General features: G+C 62.8%; 15 protein-coding genes. 11 read left to right on the plus strand and 4 right to left on the minus strand.

The genetic code is table 11. The features are described from left to right. Positions 1-187 precede the first annotated feature (187 nt). The 7 genes from GJA_RS08775 (at position 188) to GJA_RS08805 (ending at position 15,648) form a co-directional block, all read left to right on the plus strand. Positions 188-3,277, plus strand: a complete 3,090-nt coding sequence (locus GJA_RS08775) for a CHASE domain-containing protein (RefSeq protein ID WP_051780520.1) — start codon at positions 188-190, stop codon at positions 3,275-3,277. Positions 3,278-3,307: 30 nt separating this feature from the next. After that, complete coding sequence (gene recC / locus GJA_RS08780; RefSeq protein WP_038491066.1) at positions 3,308-6,715, plus strand: exodeoxyribonuclease V subunit gamma; 3,408 nt, start codon at positions 3,308-3,310, stop codon at positions 6,713-6,715. Next, on the plus strand, positions 6,712-10,374 hold the full coding sequence (gene recB / locus GJA_RS08785; RefSeq protein WP_038491069.1) for an exodeoxyribonuclease V subunit beta: 3,663 nt from the start codon (positions 6,712-6,714) through the stop codon (positions 10,372-10,374). Before recC ends, recB begins: the two co-directional genes overlap by 4 nt. Next, positions 10,364-12,343 (plus strand): exodeoxyribonuclease V subunit alpha, encoded by a 1,980-nt coding sequence (gene recD / locus GJA_RS08790; RefSeq protein WP_038491073.1) that lies wholly within the window; start codon positions 10,364-10,366, stop codon positions 12,341-12,343. Before recB ends, recD begins: the two co-directional genes overlap by 11 nt. Positions 12,344-12,779: 436 nt before the next feature. Then, the gene (locus GJA_RS08795; protein WP_167541094.1) at positions 12,780-13,223 is read left to right on the plus strand and encodes a CesT family type III secretion system chaperone; all 444 of its coding nucleotides are present in this window, start codon (positions 12,780-12,782) and stop codon (positions 13,221-13,223) included. Positions 13,224-13,274: 51 nt separating this feature from the next. Further along, complete coding sequence (locus GJA_RS08800; RefSeq protein ID WP_038491079.1) at positions 13,275-14,330, plus strand: hypothetical protein; 1,056 nt, start codon at positions 13,275-13,277, stop codon at positions 14,328-14,330. A gap of 334 nt (positions 14,331-14,664) precedes the next feature. Further along, on the plus strand, positions 14,665-15,648 hold the full coding sequence (locus tag GJA_RS08805; protein WP_038491082.1) for an aldo/keto reductase: 984 nt from the start codon (positions 14,665-14,667) through the stop codon (positions 15,646-15,648). A 71-nt stretch (positions 15,649-15,719) separates the two neighbouring features. Here GJA_RS08805 and GJA_RS08810 read toward each other — a convergent pair whose 3' ends face one another. The 3 genes from GJA_RS08810 to GJA_RS08820 all read right to left on the minus strand — a co-directional run bounded on the left by GJA_RS08810 (position 15,720) and on the right by GJA_RS08820 (position 18,251). Next, the gene (locus GJA_RS08810; protein WP_038491085.1) at positions 15,720-16,604 is read right to left on the minus strand and encodes a serine hydrolase; all 885 of its coding nucleotides are present in this window, start codon (positions 16,602-16,604) and stop codon (positions 15,720-15,722) included. A 230-nt stretch (positions 16,605-16,834) separates the two neighbouring features. Further along, positions 16,835-17,053 carry a TOBE domain-containing protein gene (locus GJA_RS08815; RefSeq protein WP_038491087.1) on the minus strand — a complete coding sequence of 73 codons (219 nt, stop codon included), beginning with the start codon at positions 17,051-17,053 and terminating at the stop codon, positions 16,835-16,837. Positions 17,054-17,204: 151 nt separating this feature from the next. Continuing rightward, a complete protein-coding gene (locus GJA_RS08820; protein WP_051780523.1) occupies positions 17,205-18,251 on the minus strand; it encodes a sulfate ABC transporter substrate-binding protein in 1,047 nt (348 codons plus the stop codon). A gap of 380 nt (positions 18,252-18,631) precedes the next feature. Between GJA_RS08820 and GJA_RS08825 the strand changes: the two genes are divergently transcribed. Next, positions 18,632-19,111: a GNAT family N-acetyltransferase gene (locus tag GJA_RS08825; RefSeq protein ID WP_242404490.1), complete on the plus strand. Its 480-nt coding sequence runs from the start codon at positions 18,632-18,634 to the stop codon at positions 19,109-19,111. 19 nt (positions 19,112-19,130) lie between these two features. Here GJA_RS08825 and GJA_RS08830 read toward each other — a convergent pair whose 3' ends face one another. Continuing rightward, positions 19,131-19,934, minus strand: a complete 804-nt coding sequence (locus tag GJA_RS08830) for a class II glutamine amidotransferase (protein ID WP_081905302.1) — start codon at positions 19,932-19,934, stop codon at positions 19,131-19,133. Between the two features lie 249 nt (positions 19,935-20,183). On the opposite strand from GJA_RS08830, the gene GJA_RS08835 reads away from it, so the two are divergent. The 3 genes from GJA_RS08835 (at position 20,184) to GJA_RS08845 (ending at position 22,858) form a co-directional block, all read left to right on the plus strand. Beyond that, positions 20,184-21,020 (plus strand): EAL domain-containing protein, encoded by an 837-nt coding sequence (locus tag GJA_RS08835; protein ID WP_038491096.1) that lies wholly within the window; start codon positions 20,184-20,186, stop codon positions 21,018-21,020. Positions 21,021-21,157: 137 nt separating this feature from the next. Then, entirely contained in the window at positions 21,158-21,937 is a 780-nt protein-coding gene (locus tag GJA_RS08840; RefSeq protein WP_242404491.1) for a YcbK family protein, read from the plus strand. 36 nt (positions 21,938-21,973) lie between these two features. Beyond that, positions 21,974-22,858 (plus strand): LysR family transcriptional regulator, encoded by an 885-nt coding sequence (locus GJA_RS08845; protein ID WP_038491102.1) that lies wholly within the window; start codon positions 21,974-21,976, stop codon positions 22,856-22,858. Positions 22,859-22,861 lie beyond the last annotated feature (3 nt).

Consider the following 22,861-nt stretch of genomic DNA (forward strand, 5'->3'; position numbering starts at 1 on the left):
CTTTTTTAATTCTTCTGCAAGATGTGAACGCTGTTGCTTCCTCACATCAAGCCACCCGTTTTACCCCCAGCCAAGCGTCAATTCGTGCAGGTAAATATGTTTGCAGGAAACTTTGATAGTATTCTTGTTTAAATTAGTTGCCTATACACTAGTTTTCTTTCACAGAATCAGAATAAAGCGATCGACGATGCATACCCTGGTCAAGGGCTGGACGGTTTCAAAGACAAAAATATGGGGCGCCGGACTGGTGCTGGCGCTGGCCGCCGGCGGCGGCCTGTCTGTTGCAGTGAGCCGCGCGGTCGAGGACGACGCGCGGCTGCGCTTCGACGCGCAAACGCATAATATTCAGCATAGCCTGTCGACGCGGGTCAATTCCTACGCCAACCTGTTGCGCGGCGTGGCGGCGGCGTTCAACGCCGCCGATGGCTTGACGCGCCGCCAATTCCACGATTATGCCGCCGGCCTGGAATTGGCCGAGCATTACCCGGCGATCGAAGCGCTCAGCTATATGCAGATCGTTACCGATGCCCAGCGCGATACGTTCGAAGCATCGGTGCGCAACGACCGCAGCTTGCAGCCCGGCGGTTATCCGGACTTTACGATCAAGCCGCCCGGCCGCCGGCCGCAGTATGGCGTGCTGACCTATATCGAGCCGATGGATGCGGCGGCCGACCGCTTCGGCATCGACTTGTACGCCAATCCGCTGGTGACCGGTACGCTGGCCCATATGCGCGACAGCGGCAAGCCGGGCAGTTCGGGCCAGGTGATCATGGTGCCGTGGCCGAGGTCGCATGTCGGCATGGCGCTGCGCCTGGCGGTGTACCGCAAGGGGGCGCCGCTGCCGGACCTGGCCGCGCGGCGCGCCGCCTACATCGGATCGGTCGGGGTCGGCTTCAGCGTGCCGAAGCTGGCGCAGGGCGCGCTGGAACAATTGCCGATGCCGCGCGTGAATTTGCTGCTGTATGCGGCCGCGCCCGGCGCGCCGCTGGCCGCCTCCGGCGGCGGGCTGGCCATCGAGCCGGGCGACCGGCTGCTGTTTAACGACAGCAAGCTGCGGGCGCGGGCCGAGCCGACTTCGCGCGGCCGCGGCGGCGAGTATTTCGACGCCTTGTTGCCGGTCGATTTCAACGGCAGCATGTGGAAAGCCCATTTCGTGATGCGCAAGGCCGATTTGTATACCGGCTACGACCTGGTTTTCCCGTGGCTGGCGCTGTTCGGCGGCATGGCCGGCACCTTGCTGGTGTACGCCTGTTTCTTCACGCTGTATGCGTCGCGCCGCAACGCGATGAAGCAGCGTACCCTGCTTGACACGGTACTCGACAATATCGATGCGAATGTCTACATGAAGGATGGCCAGCGGCGCTATATCTACGTCAATGCGCGCATGGCGGCGGTGATGGGCTTGCCGGTGTCCGGCATTATCGGCAAGCTGGACCGCGAACTGATGTCGCCGCAGCAGGCCGACGCCGCGTGGCGCCTCGACAAGCGGGTACTGGACGAGTGCAGCAAGCATACCGGCGAAGAGCAATATATCGATCCGGCCGGACAAGTGCATTATTTATGGACCGTCAAGGTGCCGCTGGCCGACGAATACCAGGTGGCCGGCGTGATCGGCCTGTCGACCGACGTCACCGAACTGCATGCGCTGAAGGAGCAGGCCGACGCCGCCAGCCGCGCCAAGAGCGACTTCCTGTCGAACATGAGCCATGAAATCCGCACGCCGCTGAACAGCATCATCGGCATGGCGCACCTGGCGCTGAAATCGGTCAGCGATCCGCGCCAGCGCGATTACCTGCAAAAAGTCTATCACTCGGGCCAGCATTTGCTGGGGCTGATCAACGATATCCTCGATTTCTCCAAGATCGAGGCCGGCATGCTGGAACTGGAAGTGCTCGATTTCCGGCTCGACAGCCTGCTGGCGAACATCTCCGGCCAACTGGGCCAGGGCGCGTCGCTGAAGGGACTGGCGCTGGTATTCCAGATCGGCCCGGGACTGTCGCAGCAAATGCGCGGCGATCCGCTGCGGCTGGAGCAGGTGCTGCTGAACCTGACCAGCAACGCGATCAAGTTTTCCGACAACGGCCAGATCGTGATCCGCGCCCGGCTGCTGGAAGAGCGCGCCGGCCACAGCGTGGTGCGTTTCGAGGTGCAGGATTTCGGCATCGGCATGACGGAACAGGAAGTGTCGCAATTGTTCCGCTCCTTCCACCAGGCCGACCCGTCGACCACCCGCAAATACGGCGGCAGCGGGCTGGGGCTGGCGATCAGCAAGCAATTGGCGGAACTGATGGGCGGCAAGGTCGGCGTCGACAGCCGGCCCGGCGCCGGCAGCACCTTCTGGTTCACCGCGCAATTGCAGAAATGCCTGGAAGCGCCGGTCGAAAACGACGACGCCCTGCAATCGGGCGTGCTCGATGCGATCCGCGGCGCGGCTATCTTGCTGGTCGAAGATAACATCTTCAGCCAGCAGGTCGGCCAGGAATTGCTGGAAGACGCGGGCGCCACGGTCTGCGTCGCCAATAATGGCCGCGAAGCGCTGGACTTGCTGTTCAAGGAACGCTTCGATTGCGTGCTGATGGACGTGCAGATGCCGGTGATGGACGGTTTCGAAACCACCCGTCTGATCCGCGCCGAACCGCGCCTGAAGGACGTGCTGGTGATCGCGATGACCGCCAATGCCGGCAGCGAAGACCGGGTGCGCTGCCTCGACGCGGGCATGGATGAATTTGTCACCAAGCCGATCGCGCCGCACCTGCTGTTCGCGGTGCTGGCCAAATGGTTCCGCCGCCGCGGCGGCATCCAGCCGCGGCCGCATGCCGGCAAAGGCGGCTTGCCGGCCGCGCCGGCTTCGGCCCCGGTTTTGGCTTCGGCTCCGGCCGCCGCCGTCGCGCCGCGTCCGGCCGGCGACCCCGGCGTGTTCGACCTCGATGCGCTGGGCCTCACTTTCAGCAACGATCCCGTCAAGATGCGCAAATACGCCTTGCTGTTCCTCGACGCGGCGCGCGACAGCATGGAGGAAATGACGCTGGCGATGGCGCGCGACGATTTATTGCAACTGGCCGAACTGGGCCACCGCACCAAATCGTCGGCCAAGGCGGTCGGCGCGACCGGTTTCGCGGCGCTGTGCCAGGCGCTGGAAACGCTGCGCCACGGCGGCGACCGGGAACAGGCGGCCGAGATGCTGGCCCGCATGCAGCCGGCGTTGCAGCGCCTGAGCGAACACATCGCGCTGGAATTTGGCGAACAGTTTCCCGATTCGGCGCTGCAAGGGCGATAATAGGCGTTTGCTTGATTATCGCGACAAAACATGGCCGCCAGCGTGACTCCGGGATTACTCATTTTGCACGGCAACCAGCTGGAGCAGTTGCGCGCCGCGGTGTTCCAGTGGCTGCGCAATCATCCGCTGGCGCCGCTGGAAACCGACATCTTCCTGGTGCAGTCGAACGGCGTGGCCGAATGGCTGAAGATCGCGCTGGCCGAGGAAATCGGCGTGTGCGCCGCGACCCGCATCGCCTTGCCGGCGCGGCTGCTGTGGGAAAGCTATCGCGGCATGCTGGGCCGCGAGCGGGTGCCGGGCCGCTCGCCATTCGACAAGTCGCCGCTGACCTGGCGTTTGATGCGGCTGTTGCCGGCCTTGCTGGAGCAGCCGGTATTCGCGCCGCTGCGTTATTTCCTGGCCGACGGCGATGCAGAACGGCGCTTGCAGCTGGCCGAACGGCTGGCCGACTTGTTCGACCAGTACCAGGTCTACCGCGCCGACTGGCTGGAAGACTGGGCCAGCGGCCTGGACCAGCTGCGCGGCGCGCGCGGCGCGCCGCTGATGCTGAAGGACGACCAGCGCTGGCAGGCGCAATTGTGGCGCGAAATTAACAGCAGCGTCGAGCCGCAGCAACGGGCTTCCGGCCGGGCCACCATCCACACCGAATTTTTGCGCGCCATCGCCGCCGGCGCAGTGCCGGCCGGGCGCTTGCCGCGCCGCGTGGTGCTGTTCGGCGTGTCGGCGCTGCCGTATCAGAATTTGCAGGCGCTGGCGGCGCTGGCCAGCCACACCCAGGTGCTGCTGGCGGTGCCCAATCCGTGCCAGTTTTATTGGGGCGACATCATCGAGGGGCGCGACTTGCTGCGCGCCGCCTACAAGCGCCAGCAGCAAAAGAACGGCAGCGACCTGGCGCAGATCCCGCTGGAAGAATTGCACGCCCACAGCCATCCGCTGCTGGCCAGCTGGGGCCGGCAGGGCCGCGACTTCATCCGCATGCTCGATGAATTCGATGAAGCGGCAGCGGCGGCCGGGCGCGACGACAGCCTGCGCATCGATTTGTTCAGCGCAGAGGACGGCGCCAGCCTGCTGGCCCAGGTGCACGCGGCGATCCGCGAATTGCGTCCGTTGAGCGAGCATGCCGGCCTGCCGCCGGAAGGGGGCGACCGTTCGATCGAATTCCATGTCGCCCACAGCGTGCAGCGCGAAGTCGAAGTGCTGCACGACCAGTTGCTGCTGATGTTCAGCCGCAGCGAGGAAACCGGCTTGCGTCCGCGCGACGTGGTGGTGATGGTGCCCGACATCGATACGTTTACCGCCGCGATCCACGCGGTGTTCGGCCAGCACAAGCGCAACGACGCCCGTTTCATTCCGTTCGAGATCGGCGACGTCAAGGACCGCAGCGTCAATCCGCTGCTGGTGGCGCTGGAATGGCTGCTGCGCCTGCCGCAGCAGCGCTGCCGCCAGAGCGAGGTGCGCGACTTGCTGGACGTGCCGGCGCTGGCCGCGCGCTTCGGCCTGGGCGACGACGACTTGCCGACGCTGGGCGCGTGGATCGAGGGTGCGCGGGTGCGCTGGGGACTCGACCAGCAGCATCGCAGCGGCCTCGGGCTGGGCGCCGCGCTGGAACAGAATACCTGGATCTTCGGCATGCGCCGCATGCTGCTCGGCTACGCCAGCGGCGACGGCGGCAGCTTCGGCGGCATCGAGCCGTACGCCGAAGTGGGCGGGCTGGACGCCGCGCTGGCCGGCTCGCTGGCGCAACTGGTGGAAGCGCTGCTGCACTGGCGCGCCGTGCTGGCCCGGGTGCATACGCCGTCCGACTGGGGCGTGCTGGCGCGCGGCTTGCTGGCGGCATTTTTCAAGCCTGGCGACGAAGCCGACCGGCTCACGCTGGCGCAGCTGGAAGAAGCGCTGCAAGGCTGGCTGGAAACCTGCGACAGCGCCGCCTTCGATGAAGACGTGCCGCTGGCGGTGTTGCGCGAAGCGTGGCTGGGCGCGCTCGACGAGCCGACGCTGAACCATCAATTCGTCTCCGGCGGCGTGACCTTTTGCACCTTGATGCCGATGCGGGCGGTGCCGTTCCGCATCGTCTGCCTGCTCGGCATGAACGACGGCGATTTTCCGCGCCGCGCGCCGAAGGCCGATTTCGACTTGCTGGCGCAGCCGGGCATGGCGCGTCCCGGCGACCGTTCGCGGCGCGACGACGACCGCTACCTGATGCTGGAAGCGCTGCTGGCCGCGCGCGACAAGCTGTATGTCAGCTGGGTCGGGCGCAATGTGCGCGACAACAGCGAGCAGCCGCCGTCGGTGCTGGTGTCGCAATTGCGCGATTACCTGCAAGCCGGCTGGAACCTCGATTTACCCGCGCTGACCACCGAACATGCGTTGCAGCCGTTCAGCCGCCGCTATTTCGAGGGCGGCGGCTTGCTGACCTATGCCGGCGAATGGCGCGCCGCCCATGCCGATGCCGCCGCAGCGGACGCCGCCGCCTTGCCGCCGTTCGAGATCGAACCCGGCCTGCGCCTGAAGTTGAGCGAACTGGCCAGCTTCATGCGCCAGCCGGTCAAGTATTTTTTCCGGCGCCGCCTCAGCGTGACCTTTGCCGACATGGCCCTGGTCGGCGAAGACGAAGAACCGTTCGCGCTGAACGCGCTGGAACGCTACTTGCTGGAAGACACCCTGCTGGACCAGGCCAGCCAGCCGGAAGCGCTGGACCAGGTGCGGGCCAGCCTGTTCGAACGGGCTGAAAAACTGCACCGCGAAGGCGTGCTGCCGATCGGCCTGATCGGCAGGCAGTGGCAAATCCAGCTGGTCGATGCGCTGGTGCCGGTGCGCAGCGCCTGGCTGAGATTGTGCGAACGCTTTCCGCAGCCGGCCGACAAACAGGCGATCGTCCTCGATTTCGACGGCTTGCGCATCGAGGATTGGCTGGACCGGCTGCGCAGCGACGGCCATGGCAACACGGCGTGGCTGATGCAGATTTCATCGAAGATACTGGACCAGGCGGGCCAGCCGCGCGGCGACAAATTGATGCTGATGTGGCTGCGCCAGCTGGCCGCCGCCGCGCAGGGCTATCCGGTCACCGGCCACCTGGTGGCGCGCGACGCCGTCGTCAGCATGCCGCCGCTGGCGCAAGCGGCATCGCGGCAGGCGCTGGGCGCCTTGCTGGCCTTGTGGCGCGAAGGCATGAACCATCCGCTGCCGACCGCCTGCAAGACCGCGCTGGCGCTGGTGCTGGAGGGCGATCCGCGCAGCGTCTACGATGGCGGTTTCGAGATTGCCGGCGAGTCCGGCGAACTGTGCCTGGCGCGCCTGTGGCCGGATTTCGCGGCGCTGTCGGCCGAGCAAGCGTGGGCCGACTGCAGCCGGGAATTGTATGGCCCGCTGGTGGCCTGGATGAAAGAGCATATCGCCATCGCGGCGATCGGCGGCGCTGAAGAGGGAGAGGGCGCATGAGCAGCCAATTGCTGCAACCGTTGAGTTTTCCGCTGCACGGCTCGCGCCTGATCGAAGCGAGCGCCGGCACCGGCAAGACCTGGACCATCGCCGCGCTGTACGTGCGGCTGGTGCTGGGCCATGGCGGCGCGCAGGGTTTTACGCGGCCGCTGCTGCCGGCCGACATCCTGGTGATGACCTTCACCCGCGCCGCCACGCGCGAACTGTCGAACCGGGTGCGCCAGCGGCTGGTCGAGGCGGCGGCTTATTTCCGCGGCGAGGCCAGTCGCGGCGACGATTACCTCGATGCGCTGCTGGAATCCTACCCTGACTACAGCGAACGGCAAAAGGCGGCGCACCGGCTGATGCTGGCCGCCGAAACCATGGACGAGGCGGCGATCTTCACCATCGACGCGTGGTGCCAGCGCATGTTGCGCGAGCATGCGTTCGACAGCGGCAGCCTGTTCGACGAAGAACTGGTCAGCGACGAACAGGCGCTGTTCGAGGATGCGGCCCACGATTACTGGCGCCAGCAAGTCTATCCCTTGAACGCGGTCGCGCTGGAAGCGCTGCTGGCGTGCTGGAACGATGTCGGGGTGCTCAAGAAAACCATCCGCGAACTGGCCCGGCGCGCCGCCAGCCTGGACACCGGTGCCGATGAGGCGCTGGGCGCCTTGATCGGCCGGGTGCAGGCCGAGCAGCAGGCGCGGCTGGCGCAACTGAAACAGGGCTGGCTGGAACGGGCCGACCGCATGGAACAATGGATCGCCCGGCAGCGCGAGCTGTCGCCGAAGTGTTTTAACGGCACCAAGATGAAGCCGGAATCGTTGCTCAAATGGTTCGACGGCTTGCGGGCCTGGGCCGGCCAGCCTCACCTGGTCAGGCCGGACATCAGCGACACCGCGTGGCGCCGGCTGACGCCGGACGGCATCGCCGACGCGTACGCCAGGAATTTCACGGCCGAGGTGCCGGACGATTTCGACGCGACCGCCGCGCTGGCCGCCGCGCTGGCGCAGATCCAGCCGCTGGCGCATGCGCTGTACCGGCACGCGGCCGGCAAGATCGCCGCGCGCATCGAGGAATTAAAACGCCGCGCGCGCCAGTTCGGGTTCGCCGACATGCTGCTGCGCCTGCAAGCCGCGCTGCAAGGCGAAAACGGCGCCGCGCTGCGCCAGCGCATCGTCGACCAGTATCCGCTGGTCATGGTCGATGAATTCCAGGATACCGCGCCGGGCCAGTATCGGATTTTCGACTTGCTGTACCGGGTCGCCGGCAACGATCCGGCGCTGGGCCTGTTCCTGATCGGCGACCCGAAACAGTCGATTTACGGCTTTCGCGGCGCCGACATCCAGAGCTACCTGGCGGCGCGCCGCGCCACCGCCGGCCGGCATTACCAGCTGGGCACCAATTACCGCTCGACCGAACCGCTGGTGGCGGCGGTCAACCAGCTGTTCCTGCACGCCGAAGGTTCCGAACATTTCGCTGGTTTTACCGCCGGCGCCTTCCGCTACCGCAATGAGCGGGAAAATCCGCTGCCGTTCGAGGCCGTCCGCGCCAAGGGCCGCGGCGACCGGCTGGTGACTGGCGACGGCCCGCTGCCCGCCTTGAGCGTGACGCTGGCCAGCGATGAAAACCTGAAGGGCGACGGCTACCGCGATTATTTCGCGCAGCACTGCGCCGAACATATCGTCGCCTTGCTGAACGATCCGCTGGCCGGTTTTGACGGCCAGAACGGCCTGGTACGGCTGCAGCCGGCCGATATCGCGGTGCTGGTGCGCGACCGCCGCGAAGCGGCCGCGATCCGCCGCGCGCTGCAGCAGCGCAAGGTCGCCAGCGTGTATTTGTCGGACAAGGATTCGGTGATCGACAGCGAAGAGGCGGCCGACGTGCTGCGCTGGCTGCACGCGCTGGCCAATCCGCTCGATGGCGCGCTGGCACGGGCCGCGTTCGCGACGCGCACCATCGGCTTGCCGCTGGCCGCACTGGCGGCCTTGTCGAGCAACGAACTGGAATGGGAACAGCGCGTCGAACAATTGAAGGGCTTGCACCTGGTCTGGCAGCGCCAGGGCGTGCTGGCGATGCTGCGCCGCTTCATCCATGAACTGAAATTGCCGTCGGCGCTGCTGCGACAGCCGGGCGGCGAACGGCGCCTGACCAATTTGCTGCACCTGGCCGAATTGTTGCAATCGGCCAGCCGCCAGCTCGATGGCGAACAGGCGCTGATACGCTGGCTGGCCGAGCAGATAGCTGGCGGCGGCGACGGCCAGGGCGACAGCGGCGAACGGGTGCTGCGCCTTGAAAGCGACGCCGAACTGGTCAAGGTGGTGACGGTGCACAAGTCCAAGGGCCTGGAGTATCCGCTGGTGTATCTGCCGTTCGCGGTCACCGCGCGCAAGGCCGAGCGGCGCAACCGCAGCTTCTTCGAATATACCGACGGCGACGGCGTGCGCCAGATCGACATGGCCCTGAGCGACGACGCGTTGGAAGCGGTCGAGGCGGCGCGCATCGAAGAAGATTTGCGGCTGCTGTACGTGGCGCTGACGCGCGCCCGCCACTACCTGTGGCTGGGCGTGGCGGCGCTGGCCAGCCGCAAGGCCGGCGACAATGTGCTGCACGAATCGGCGCTCGGCTATTTGCTGGCCGGCGGCGAAAAATTGCCGGCCGCCGAATTGCTGCCGCGCTGGCAGCGCTTGCGGCAAGTGTGCGGCGACATCGCCATCGCCGTGGCCGGCCAGCCCGAAAAAATGACGCCGTTGAAGCGTCTTGAATTGCGTCCGGCGCTGGGCGATGCGGCGTTATTTGGCGGACGGTTCGAACGCGACTGGACGGTCGGCAGTTTTACCTCGCTGACGCGGCAGATCGGCGCCGCCAATGCGCATGTGCCGCAACTGGCGCGCGATGAAACCCTGCTGGAAGACGACGACAGCACAGAGGCGATGCGCACCGACGACGCGCCGTGGCACCGTTTTCCGCGCGGCTCGGTGCCGGGCAACTTCCTGCATGAGCAACTGGAGTGGATGGGCCAGGAAGGCTTCGCCATCATCCACGACGACACCTTCGACAGCCGGCTGGCCGCGCGCTGCGAGCGGGCCGGCTGGGGCCACCGCCAGGACGATACCATCATCTGGCTGCGCGCGGTGGCCGAAACGCCGCTGCCGCTGCTGGGCGCCGCGCTGTGCGAGATCGCATCGCTGCTGCCGGAAATGGAATTCTGGTTCCCCAGCGAGCGCTTGAATACCGCCGCGCTGGACCAGCTGTGCAGTGCGCATCTGCTGGGCGAAACGCCGCGTCCGGCCTTGCCGCGGCGCCAGCTGCACGGCATGCTGAAAGGGTATGCCGACCTGGTCATCGAACGCGACGGCCGCTACTGGGTGCTCGACTACAAATCGAATTTCCTCGGGACCGGCGATGGCGCCTACCATCGGCAGGCGCTGGCCAACGGCATGGCGCAGCACCGCTACGATATCCAGGGCGCGGTCTACCTGCTGGCGCTGCACCGCTTGCTGCGCAGCCGCCTGGGCGACAGCTACGATCCGCAACAGCACCTGGGCGGCGCGCTGTTCCTGTTTTTGCGCGGCATCGCCAACCCGCATACCCACGGCTGTTACTGGCTGGCGCCGGACACCGCGCTGCTCGACGGCCTGGACCGATTACTCGATGAGCCCCACCATGAAGATTGAGCGCCGCCATGCCGACCTGGCGATCAGCAGCGAAGTACTGTTCGAACACCTGGCCAGCCTGACCGAGGGCGGCCATTTGCGCCGCCTCGGCGGCGCGTTCGCGCGTTTCATCGCATCGCTCGGCCAGGCGACGCCGGCGCTGCTGGTCGCCTGCGTGGCGCTGTCCGAACTGGAAGGGCGCGGCCATAGCTGCCTGATGCTGGACGAACTGGTGCATCAGCCGTCGCACATGATGGGATGGACCGATGAACAGTGGCGCGCCTTGCTGGCCGCGTCCGGCCCGCTGCCGAAAAACCTGAAGGCGTGGCTGGCCTTGCTGCAAGAGTCGCGGCAAGTGTGGCGGGTCGGCGACTTCGACTTCCAGCAGCCGCTGGTGCTCGACGGCGAGCGCTTGTATCTGCGCCGCTACTGGCGCGATGAAACGCTGGTCGGACGGGCCATCGGCCGGCGCGCGCTGGCCGCGCGCATACCGGACCTGGCCAAGGTGCGCGCGTGGCTGGATAGGTTGTTCGACCAGCCGGCCAAGGATGGCGGGCCGGACTGGCAAAAGATCGCCTGCGCCATCGCGCTGCGGGGCACTGTCACCATCATCACCGGCGGTCCCGGCACCGGCAAGACATATACGGTGGCCAGTTTGCTGGCCTTGCTGTTCGCGGTGGCGCCGAATCCCGAGCAATTGCGCATCGCCATGGCGGCGCCGACCGGCAAGGCGGCGGCGCGCCTGAAGCAATCGATCGACCAGGCGCTGGCCAGCCTGCAGGCGAAGGCCGGCGAGCTGGACTTGTCCGGGCTGACCCGGCGCATCGGCGCGGCGCGTACCTTGCACAGCCTGCTCGGCGCGCGGCCCGACACCCGCGCCTTCCAGCACCACGCCGGCAATCCGCTCGACGTCGATGTGCTGATCGTCGATGAAGCGTCGATGGTGCATCTGGAAATGATGGCCGCGCTGCTGGACGCGTTGCCGGACAACGCCATCTTGATACTGCTCGGCGACAAGGATCAGCTGGCGTCGGTCGAAGCGGGCGCGGTGCTGGGCGACCTGTGCCACGACGCGCAGGCGGGCGGATATTCGGCCGATACGCTGGCGTATGCGCAAGCGGCCAGCGGCCAGCGCATACCGGACCAGTTCCTCGGCGAGCTGGGGCCGCTGGCCCAGCAAACCGTGATGCTGCGCCACAGCCACCGCTTCAGCGGCCCGATCGGCGCGCTGGCGCTGGCCGTCAATCAGGGCGATACCGAGGCTGCGCTGGCGGTCTTGCAGAGCGATAGCGGCGCCAAGGTGGCCTGGATCGAAGCGGCGCAGCAAAACCAGGTGCTGCAACTGGCGCTGCATGGACGCGATGGCGCGCCCGGCGGCTACCAGCCGTATTTGCGCTTGCTGCAGTTGCGGCAACAACAGGGGGAAGACGGGCAGGAACATGAGGAGTGGGTGCGCTCGGTGCTGAAAAGCTTCGAGCAATTCCGCATCCTGTGCGCGGTGCGCGACGGCGAATGGGGCGTGTCCGGCTTGAACACGGCCATCGAAGTCAGCCTCGAGCGGGCCGGCTTGATCCGCCGCGCCGAATGGTATCTCGGCCGGCCGGTGATGGTTACCCGCAACGACTACGGCACCGGCGTGTTCAACGGCGACATCGGCCTGACCTTGCGCGACCCGGCCCGGCCGGATTCGCTGCGCGTATATTTCCTCGAAGGCGAGGCGGTGCGCAGCGTGCTGGCGACCCGCTTGCGCCAGGTAGAAACGGCGTTCGCGATGACGGTGCACAAATCGCAGGGTTCGGAATTCAGGCATACCGTGCTGGTCTTGCCGAAAGAGGGCGGCGTCATGCTGGCGCGCGAACTGGTCTACACCGGCATCACCCGCGCGCGCGACTTTTTCACGCTGGTCACGCCGGCCAGGGCAGTGCTGCTCGACGCGGTGCTGCGGCGTACCCAGCGCGCCAGCGGCTTACGGGGATGGATACGCCGATAACGTATGGCATCCGCAACGGCGGAGAGTTGCGCCGACTTGCGTTCCGATCAGCCGGAACAGAAATAGCTTGCCGACCGCCATTGCCGGTCTTGCCGGCGCCGCCCCTCGGCGCTCATTTCCTTTGATCACGTCGACTGTTGGCGGCCATCGTTCAAGGCCGTTTTCTGCACCGGATTGGATTGGCTTCCCATTGCTATTTCTATCGCCAGATAATTCAATGACGGTTTTATTTTCAATGAATATTCTCTAAGGATATTGGCTATATTCTTGGGAATAATTCATTTTCATTTTGGAACTATTCCTTTGTAATGGCGCACCAATATAAAGTTCGTGGCAGTGTATTTTTTATTGCCACCGTTTTTTTGATGCATCTCTTTTGAGTCACATTGTCGTTATATAAGGAGAATCCATGAATAACACACAGTTCGCGTATTTGATGAATGCGCTATTGCAAAACCTGAAGATAGCGGCACCGGGCAATCTCAATCAAAAAGTCTGCACGGTCAATTTCAATCAGCAATTGAGTATCCACTTTGTCCATCATTCGCCAGGGTTTGTCGATGTGATTTGCGAAGCGGGGATATTGTCGGCGCCAAATTCGGCCATCGTCCTGAGAGAACTATTGGCATTGAATAGCCTGGATGGCGATGCCTGGCCGATCAGCGTCACGCTGCATAACGCATCGAATAATCTGGTGGTATGGAGCAGGCAGGAATTGGCCAAGCTGGATGTTTCAACCTTGCTGGAAGTTGTACGCTATATCCATGCCAAGGCTGCGATGGTTCGTCTGCATGTCGAGAAAACGCTGGCGCTGGGCGAAGCGAGAAAGTCTTCCACCATGTTCCGTATGGCGCAATTGAATCGTAATGTAAATAAATAATCTAATTGTAGACGTATTTTATTTTCGAGAAAACGATAAAGGAGCATCAGCATGCATAGCAACAATGGCATCCATGGTAATTACGGTCACAACACACCGCCTGTCAACTTCCCGGCAGGCGCTTATGCGCCGCGCACGCCGCAGGGAAATCCTGCCTATCCGGGCGCCAGCGCTTCGCATAGCTTGCCGCCTGTGCCGCATGCCGTTTATTACCGGTCGCCATACGCTGCCGCACCCACATCGCATCCCATGCAGGCCAGTTCGGCAAGCGCCCATCCCGAGTATGCTTTTTATCCTGCGGCTCCGCAGGCGCCGGCCGGCCACAGTCATCACAGTCATTACAGCCAGCAAAGCCGCCATCACCATGCTGCGCCGATTGCGGCCGCGCCTGTTGGCTACAGCCAATCGCAATCGGTGGCCCACACGCATGGTATCGGCCAGGCAGCCGGCAATAGCGCCGCCGACGCCATGTCCGCTTATTTACGGGCGCATGAAGGTCAATTTAATTATGAGTTCGGGAATTATCCCCATACCGAAGATTGGCACCGCAAGGCTGGATTCAGGAAGGCTATCGGTAATTTGCCTTGCAAGAAAGGGAAAGACAGTACCGTCTTGAATTGCTGGGGGCTGGTCTTTTATGCGCAATATCAGGCAGGCGTTTTGGATAAGCATCAATTGCGCCAGCGCACTGCTGATAACCGTACCCAAAACCGTCATTTGAAGGGAAACGACTATACCCGTGCGACAGGACATAATTTGCGCCGTGATCTGGTCGCTCATGCCCCGCTGTACGAGGCAAGACATTTTAATTTCAATAATGTCCCAGAAGGCAGTACGGTTTTATTCTTGCAAAAACATGCGAATGGTGAGATTTTGCCGTCCCATGCGGCAGTCATGCTGGATCATGGCCAAATGGGACATTTGATACAAGCGACAGCCAGCAGCTTTGCCTTGTCGCGGCCGGCAATTGCCCATGGCAAGCTCGAAATCACCGACCCGCATGCCGTCGCGCAGGTAGCCCACGAAATGATGGGGCATGGCAGTACGCTGCTGGTCGCGCATACCAATGGGCCGCAATCTTTTGTTGGCGAGAATCTCGGTCATTAGAATATGGCGGCTGATGCGATGCTGATTTTCGGGCGCGGAGAAAGCGGCCGCCTTACTGTATGGATTGGCGATAGCCGTTTTGATTAATCGCACCTGAGCATCTTGACGGTTTTTCAGCGTCGCACACCAGATCCACCCGATGGGATTGCTATTGCTCATGCTGCCGCCTCCGTCTGAGTGTATCGAGCAAGCATGGCAGCAATCGGTCCGTGATAACGTTTCCATTAGGCAATGGTTAGCTCGGCAGCCTTGCTCAAAGCCCTCTATAATTTAGTGCCGCCGCACGGCATGGCTGAGTGCGCGGCAAGATAACTGATCAATTGAGGAGAGCTGCATGGAATATCGGGAACTTGGCCGTACTGGCTGGAATATATCGACGGTCAGTTTTGGCTCGTGGGCCATCGGCGGCACCTGGGGCGACGTCGACGATGCTGAATCGCTGGCCGCGCTGCATGGCGCGCTTGATGCCGGCGTGAACTTTTTCGATACCGCCGACGTATATGGCGATGGCCGCAGCGAGCGTTTGCTGGCGCAATTGAAGAAAGAACGCGGCGGCGATTTTTATATCGCGTCGAAAGCGGGCCGCCGCCTGAACCCGCACGTGGCGTCCGGCTACAACCGCGACAACCTGACCGCGTTTGTCGAGCGCAGCCTGAAAAATCTCGATACCGAGGCGATCGACCTGCTGCAATTGCATTGCCCGCCGACCGATGTGTATTACATGCCGGAAACGTTCGCAGTGCTGGACGACCTGGTCAAGGCGGGCAAGCTGCGCCATTACGGGGTCAGCGTCGAACGGGTCGAAGAGGCGTTGAAGGCGATTGACTATCCGAACGTGCAAAGCGTGCAAATCATCTACAACATCTTCCGCCAGCGTCCGCAAGACTTGTTCTTCGATGAAGCGATACGCCGCCAGGTCGGCATTCTGGCGCGCCTGCCGCTGTCGTCCGGCATGTTGACCGGCAAATTCACGTCGGCCAGCCATTTCGCGGCCGATGACCACCGCCAATTCAACCGCCAGGGCGAGGCGTTCGACCGTGGCGAGACTTTCTCGGGCTTCGATTTCGAACGCGGCCTGCGGGCGGTGGAATCGTTGCGTGGCATCTTGCCGCCTGGTATGTCGCTGGTGCAATTGGCCCTGCGCTGGCTGTTGATGGCGCCCGCCGTCACCTGTGCCATCGCCGGCGCAAAACGCATCAGTCAGGTCGCCGAAAACGTCAGCGCGGCCGATTTGCCGCGATTGACGCCGGAAGTGATGCAGGCGATCGCGGCGATCTACGAAACGCAAATCAAGCAGCACGTGCATCATTACTGGTAATAAAGAAAAACGCCCCTTGCGATGCAAGGGGCGTTAGTGTCCGGCGGGTCTTCGGCGACTGTTTCCAGTGATTAACCCGCCGCGTGGCGGCGTTTCGAGTTCTTGCCCGAACGATGTTTGTAGCGGGTCGAGACCGGCACCACTTTTGCCTCGTCATCGCCGTCGGCGCTGGCCAGGAAGCGGCGGATATTGAGCGCATCCATCATGCGCGCCGAATTGGCCTTGGCGTTCAGCAGCACCAGCGTGGCGTGGCGGCCGGCCGACTTGATGCGCATGATCAGGCAGCGGCCCGCTTCTTCGGTGTAGCCGGTTTTCGACAGGCCGATATCCCAGCCCTTGGCGCCGACCAGGCGGTTGGAATTGTGGTATTCCACCTTGCGGCCATTGATCTGGATGATGTCCTTGGAATCGGTGGTGATGCGGCGGATGTCCGGGTAGGCCGACGCGGCGGTGGCCATCTTCAGCAAATCGGCGGCGGTCGAGCGGTTGTGCGGCGACAGGCCGGTCGGCTCTTCGATCACGGTCTGGGTCATGTGCAGCGCCTTGATCTTGGCGTTGACCGCCACCGCGAACGCAGTCAGGCCGCCCGGGTAGGTGCGCGCCAGCGACGCGGCGGCGCGGTTGTCGGACGACATCAGCGCCAGTTGCAAGACGTCGTGGCGGCTGATGGTGGCGCCGACCGGCACCCGCGAGGTGCTGTGCTTGAGCATGTCGACATCGTTCTTGTCGATGCTGATCGGCTCATCCATGTCGGGCTTGGAATCGAGCACCACCATGGCGGTCATCAATTTGGTCAGCGAGGCGATCGGCGCGACGAGATTGGCATTTTTTTCAAGCAATACTTTGCCGGTGCCGTCTTCGACCACCAGCACCGATTGCGAGCCGAGCGGTACCGCGGCGACGGCTGCGGCGCTTGATAGTGTCATCAACGCGGTAGCGATTATTTTCTTGAGCATTGGGTGGTTTGGGAATGAATTGTATGGGCAAATGGCGCGGCGTGCAGCGGGCAATGCGCACACATTTGTTTTATAGTAATTTTGTATATCTTTGGGGCAACATTCGGCTAGAGGAGACAATACCATCAAAGCGGAATCGATGTCCATGAAATAAAGACCAGTTCAGTGCGCTTTAAGCAAAAAAAAGCCCCGCTGGGGCGGGGCGATTGGCGATGAGAAACGTAACAGTGTTACTGAATTTTCGCGATGGAAACTTCGGTCGACTTGACCAGGGCAATCACTTCGCTGCCGACCTTCAGGTCGAGGTCCTTGATCGAGCGCGACGTGATCACCGAAGTGACGATGCCATGCGCGGTTTCGACATCGACCTCGGACACTACCGGCCCGAAGATAATTTCCTTGATCTTGCCACGGAATTGATTGCGTACATTGATTTCTGAAATTGCCATATGCTGTGCCCTTTAAAGTGTGGCTGCTGAGCCGTAGTGCTACATTACGGCGATTGCAGCGATTAGCAAACGAATCGATTTGCATATTCATATGCGAAAAACGAAAAACCGGAGCGTGCTCCGGTTTTTTTATGCATAAGGACGCTTCAGTTTACTTCTGATAAATCTTGTCGAACTCGGCGCCGTCGTCGAAGTGTTTTTTCTGCGCTTGTTTCCAGCCGCCGAAGACCTCATCGACAGTGAACAGGCTGATCGGCTTGAAGTTCGCGGCGTATTTCCTGGCGGCGGTTTCCGAACGCGGACGCAGGAAGTGCTGGGCCACCAGTTCCTGGCCAGGTTCCGAGTACAGGTATTGCAGGTAGGCGGTGGCTTGCTTGCGGATGCCGCGGCGGTCGACTACTTTATCGACCACGGCGACCGGCGATTCGGCCAGGATCGAGGCAGGCGGGTAGACCACTTCGAAGTTGTCGCCGAATTCCTTGCGCACCAGTTGCACTTCGTTTTCAAACGTCACCAGCACGTCGCCGATTTCACGCTGCGTAAAAGTGGTGGTGGCTCCGCGGCCGCCGCCATCGAGCACCGGCACGTTCTTGAACAGGCGGGCCACCAGGTCGCGCGCCTGGGCTTCGGTGCCGCCTTTCTTGATGACCGAACCCCATGCCGCCAGGTAAGTGTAGCGGCCATTGCCGGAAGTCTTGGGATTCGGCACGATAACCTTGATGCCGGGCTTGGCCAGGTCGTCCCAGTTCTTGATTTGTTTCGGATTGCCTTTGCGCACCAGATAGACCATGGTCGAATAAAACGGCGCCGCATTGTTGGGGAATTTCTTGTTCCAGTCGGCGCTGACCAGGCCGCGGTCGACCAGCAAATCGATGTCGTTAGCCTGGTTCATCGTCACCACCGACGCTTCCAGGCCGTCGGCGACCGAGCGCGCCTGCTTGCTGGAACCGCCGTGCGACTGCTTGATGGTCAGCGTTTCGCCGGTACTTTTCTTCCATTCGGCGATGAAGGCCGGGTTGACGTCCTTGAACAGTTCGCGCATGACATCGTAGGAAACGTTCAGCAACACCACCGGTTCCTCGGCGTGCGCCGCGACCGGCATGCCCACGGCGGCGACCGTTGCGGCGGCCAGGGTGGCGCCGAGCAGGCGGCGGCGGACGGTGTTGCTCAACTTCGAAAGCGCGTTTTTAGCAGGCATGGTCAACCCTTATTGTGAAAATAGACAGTCATGGTCTAAAATTCTGGCCGGAAATGAAACGAATTTTTCGTAATATGCTTAGACCCGAATCGGCATGTCGGGCTGCGATTGCAAAAAACGTATATGTTTTTTTGGAATGATTCGTGGGAAAAATGCTCGGCACGGCTTAGTGTGAAGCCTTGCATCAGAGCAGAAGCGCGGCCGGCGACACGCTGTCAAAAGCCGGTTTTTGCCGCTTGGTGTATAGTCGGATGGCGTATCGAAAGGCTGTACCTGCCTGATGCCGCGACAGGAATAGCTAAAGGAATAATTTGTGAGCACACATGAGTCTTGAAATTCGTATTGCAACATCGGCTGACGCGTTTGACGCATGCACTGTTTTGCGCCGTTCGATCAGCGAATGCTGCACCATCGACCATTGCAACGACCCGACCATCCTCGAAGCGTGGCTGGGTAATAAAACGCCGCAAATGGTGGCTTGCTGGTTTGGCTCGCCGACCAATTTTTCATTGGTCGCGGTGCGGGACGGCAAGGTGGTGGGCGTCGCCTTGCTGACCCGCGCCGGCAAGCTGGCCTTATGTTATTTGTTGCCGGAAGCGCAGCGCCAAGGCGCCGGCAAGGCTTTGCTGGAACGGATGGAGCTGCAAGCGAAGGAGTGGAATATCAAGGCCTTGCAACTGCATAGCACGGCCACCGGCGTAGCGTTTTTCGCCAGCCAGGGTTATGTACATGAGGGAAATGTGCGTTCGCCATATGGGGTGGAAACGATTTTCTTCTGGAAGCTGCTTGATGGCAGCGCCTGTGTCGCCAAGAGCGCCGAAGCCAAGCGCAAGCGTTTTTGCAACTGCAACGGCGCCTGAGCTGTCGGCGGGCTTTTCTTCAGCAGTAAAGTAGCTGGCGGGTCCGCGAGGGCGCCGCGGCCAGCGCTTCTCCCCCCACGAACATTTTCAATTCGCCCGGCGCGAAGGCGATCCATTGCTCGTTCGACGTCAGCGGATGGGTCGCGATGACGGCGATGCGGTCATCCAGGTGATTGTGTTTCCTGAAATCGATGCTGCGTTCGCAATCGATCAGCTTGGCCACCGAGAACGGGTATTCGCGCACCACGTAATGCAAATGCGTGGAGCAATGGGCGAACAGGGTGTCGCCATCCGACAAGAGAAAATTGAAGGTGCCGTGCCCGGCGATGTCGGTGGCGATGCCCGCGATGGCCTCGAACAGGATGTCGCGGCTTGGCTGGCGGTCTGGAAAACGCTGGCGCAAGCCGGCCAGCAAATGGCAAAAAGCCCGTTCGCTGTCGGTGTCGCCATGGGCCAGGTAGGCCGCGTCGGCCGGCGCCTGCCAGGTTTTCAGGTCGCCATTGTGGGCGAACGACCAGGTCTTGCCCCACAGTTCGCGGATGAACGGGTGGCTGTTTTCCAGCGCGATGCGGCCCTGGGTGGCTTTGCGGATATGCGCCACGATGGTTTTCGCCTTGACCGGGTTGTCGCGTATCGTCGCCGCCAGCGGCGAATCGATCGACGACAGGTGGTCGGTGTACAGCGTGCAGCCTTCGCTGGAATGGAAGGCGATGCCCCAGCCATCCTTGTGTTCGCCGGTCCGTCCGCCCCGTTCGGCGAACCCTTCGAAGGAAAACCCCAGCGCCGCTGGCTTGCTGCTATTCATTGCTAATAATTGGCACATGGGCCGGTCCTTCACTGATGCGATGACGAATGCTGTTGCTTGTGGAGACAGTAAAGCTTGCGGCAGCGGGCCGGAAGGAATGTTTTTGTATATCGATATGCGGCGGGCGCTTATTTGCTAAACGTATATCAAATGCCGAAACGATTCGTTCTCCTTTTAAGCGGCCCCGATTATTCTGCACACTTTGGCGCCGGCGGCGATCCGCAAGGGTGGACCAGATCGCAGGCGCTGCTTGATGTAGGAGTCTCGATGACATTCCCTGTCCTGAATAATTATCTGGCGCGCTTGTCGCATGAAACCCAGGCCGCCACCAGCGTGTGGCTCGATGTCGACGGCAAGGCGCAGGGCCGCTTTTTCAATTGCACCATGACCAGCGCGTTCCAGCCGTTGCGCCAGTTCGACAGCGGCGTGGCGGTCGCCTTCGAAGGCCTGGCGCGCAGCGTGTCGGCGGCCGACGAGGGCTTGTCGCTGTGGCGCCTGCTGGACCATGCGGCCAGCGACGATGAGTCGGTCGAGCTGGACCGCTTGTGCCGCATGCTGCATGCGATTAATTTCTTCCGCCAGCCGGAAGCCGGGCAATCCGACCTGTACCTGAATGTGCATGACCGGCTGCTGAGCGCGGTCAGCAGCAATCACGGCCACGCGTTCCAGCGCATCCTCGACGCGCTCGGCTTGCCGATCGGACGCATCGTGCTGCAATTGCCGGCGGTAACGCCGAACCAGGGCTGGCTGCTTAATTACGTGGCCGACAATTACCGCCGCAACGGTTTCCGGCTGGCGGTGAATGTGTCCAGCGTGCATGAGGCGCTGGGCCTGGTCGAGCGGCTGCGTCCGGACGCCTTCAAGCTCGACGCCGGCAACCTGGCCGATGAAGCGGCGGCGGCCAGGCTGGTGACGCTGTGCCATGAGAACAGCATCCGTGTCGTGTTCAAGCGGCTGGAATCGAACAAGGCGCTGGAAGCGGTGCAGCGCATCGCCCAGGCGGCCGCCGTGCCGGTGTATGCGCAAGGTTATTTGCTGGACCGGCCGACCTCGGTCTTGCAAGCCGCGCAGCAAAATGCAGTCAAGCTGGCCGCCGCGGCGTGAATCAGACTCAGGCGCCAAGCTTAAATGACGCTTAAGAGTATCGGGCCGGGTGGAGCAGGGCCGATACAATAGGCGCGCAGGGTTTTTCTTCCCCCAACTATGCGCTATAGTAAGTACATTGATTTAATGGACTAGCTATGGCATCGCGCAGAAATTTTCTACAAAACGGATTGGGCCTGGCTGCGCTGGGCGTGATTTCGGTTCCACTGGTCGGTTGCGCCACCCGCGTACCGCTCAACGACACGTCGGCCACGCTGGCCGGTGCCGCGCCGAGACTGCCGGCCGCACCGCAAGCCGCGCTCGTTTCAGCGGTGCCTGCCAGGCCGGCAGCCAGCGCCGGCAATGCGCCTTCGCGCATCGTGCAATCGTCGTCGCCGATCAGCGAACTGGCGCCGCCACCCGATATTTTCGACGCCCAGGCCTTGCTCGACCAGGATTTCTGGCTGCGCCCGCGGGTGCTGGAAGTGACCCGTCCGGCCAGCCGCGAGCGGGCCAAGCTGCTGTACTGGAAAGACGGCGTCGTGATCGACTCGGCCTACCAGGACCTGTGCCATTTGCTGCGCGACGTGAATGGCAAGGAAACCGCCAAGATCGATCCGAAATTGCTGGAAACCTTGTGGGGCACGCAAGCCTTCGTGGCACGCTACGGCATCGATGAGCCGCTGGAAATCCTGTCCGGTTACCGCACGCCGGCGTCCAACGCCAAGCTGCGCGAAGCGGGCATTCCGGCCGCGCGCCAGTCGCTGCACATGGTCGGCAAGGCCGCCGATATCCGCGTCTCCAGCCTGACCCCGGACGTGCTGGGCGGCCTGGTGCGCAGTTTCCGCCAGGGCGGCGTCGGTTTTTATTACCGCAACAGCGCGCGCGGCGGCTGGATCCATGCCGACACCGGCTTGAAACGCACCTGGAAGGGTTGAGTTGCGCTTGCCGTGCCGTGGCGCCGGTGTGCGCCGATGAAGTTTTCCAGCAATAACATCGAACTGTTCCTGGCGGTGGTCGACTGCGGCTCGTTTTCGGCCGCCGCGCGCAAGCTGAACCGGGCGCCGTCGGCGGTCAGCATGGCGCTCGCCAATATCGAGGCCGAACTGGGGATCGCCTTGTTCGACCGCGGCCAGCGCGAGGCGTTGCCGACCCCGGCCGCGCTGGCGCTGATTCCCCATGCGCGGCTGATTTCCGGCCAGCTCAGGCAATTGCACCTGCATGCGATCGAATTGTCGCAAGGCCTGGAAAGCAGGGTGTCGCTGGCGATCGCGACGGAAGTCGAAAAGCGCCATTTCCTGGCCGCCATCAAGGCGCTGGCGCTGCGTTATCCCTTGCTCGATATCGAAGTGCTGAGCGGCCCGCAAGACGAGGTGCTGGACTTGCTGCATCGCGGCCGGGTCAGCGCCTGCCTGGCGTTTGGCGGACTGCAAATTAATAATGAGGAACAATTCCACCTGGTCGGCGCCGAATCGCTGGTGGCCACCATGTCGCCGCGCCATCCCGCCTTGGGCGGCGCAGGGCAGGCGGTGTATATCGAAGACCTGGTGCAAGTGCGCCAGATCGTCGTCGCCAGCCGCGACTTGCCGCTGGCCGATGCGCGCACGCTGGTCGGCCAGGCCAGCTGGCGCACCGACAGCCTGGGCATGGCGATCGACATGGTGGAAGCGGGCCTCGGCTGGGCCAACCTGCCGCTGTCGGTGATACGGCCGCTGCTGGAAGATGGCCGGCTCAGGCGGATCGAGTTCAAGAATACCCGCAACGGCCTGTTTTGTCCGGTGCACATCGTCTGGATGCACAACGCGCCGCTGGGCAAGGCCGCGCGTGAATTCGTGCAGCTGCTGAGCCAGGCTTATTGAGCG

The sequence above is a fragment of the Janthinobacterium agaricidamnosum NBRC 102515 = DSM 9628 genome (assembly GCF_000723165.1).
In the GTDB taxonomy this organism is placed as follows: Bacteria; Pseudomonadota; Gammaproteobacteria; order Burkholderiales; family Burkholderiaceae_D; genus Janthinobacterium; species Janthinobacterium agaricidamnosum.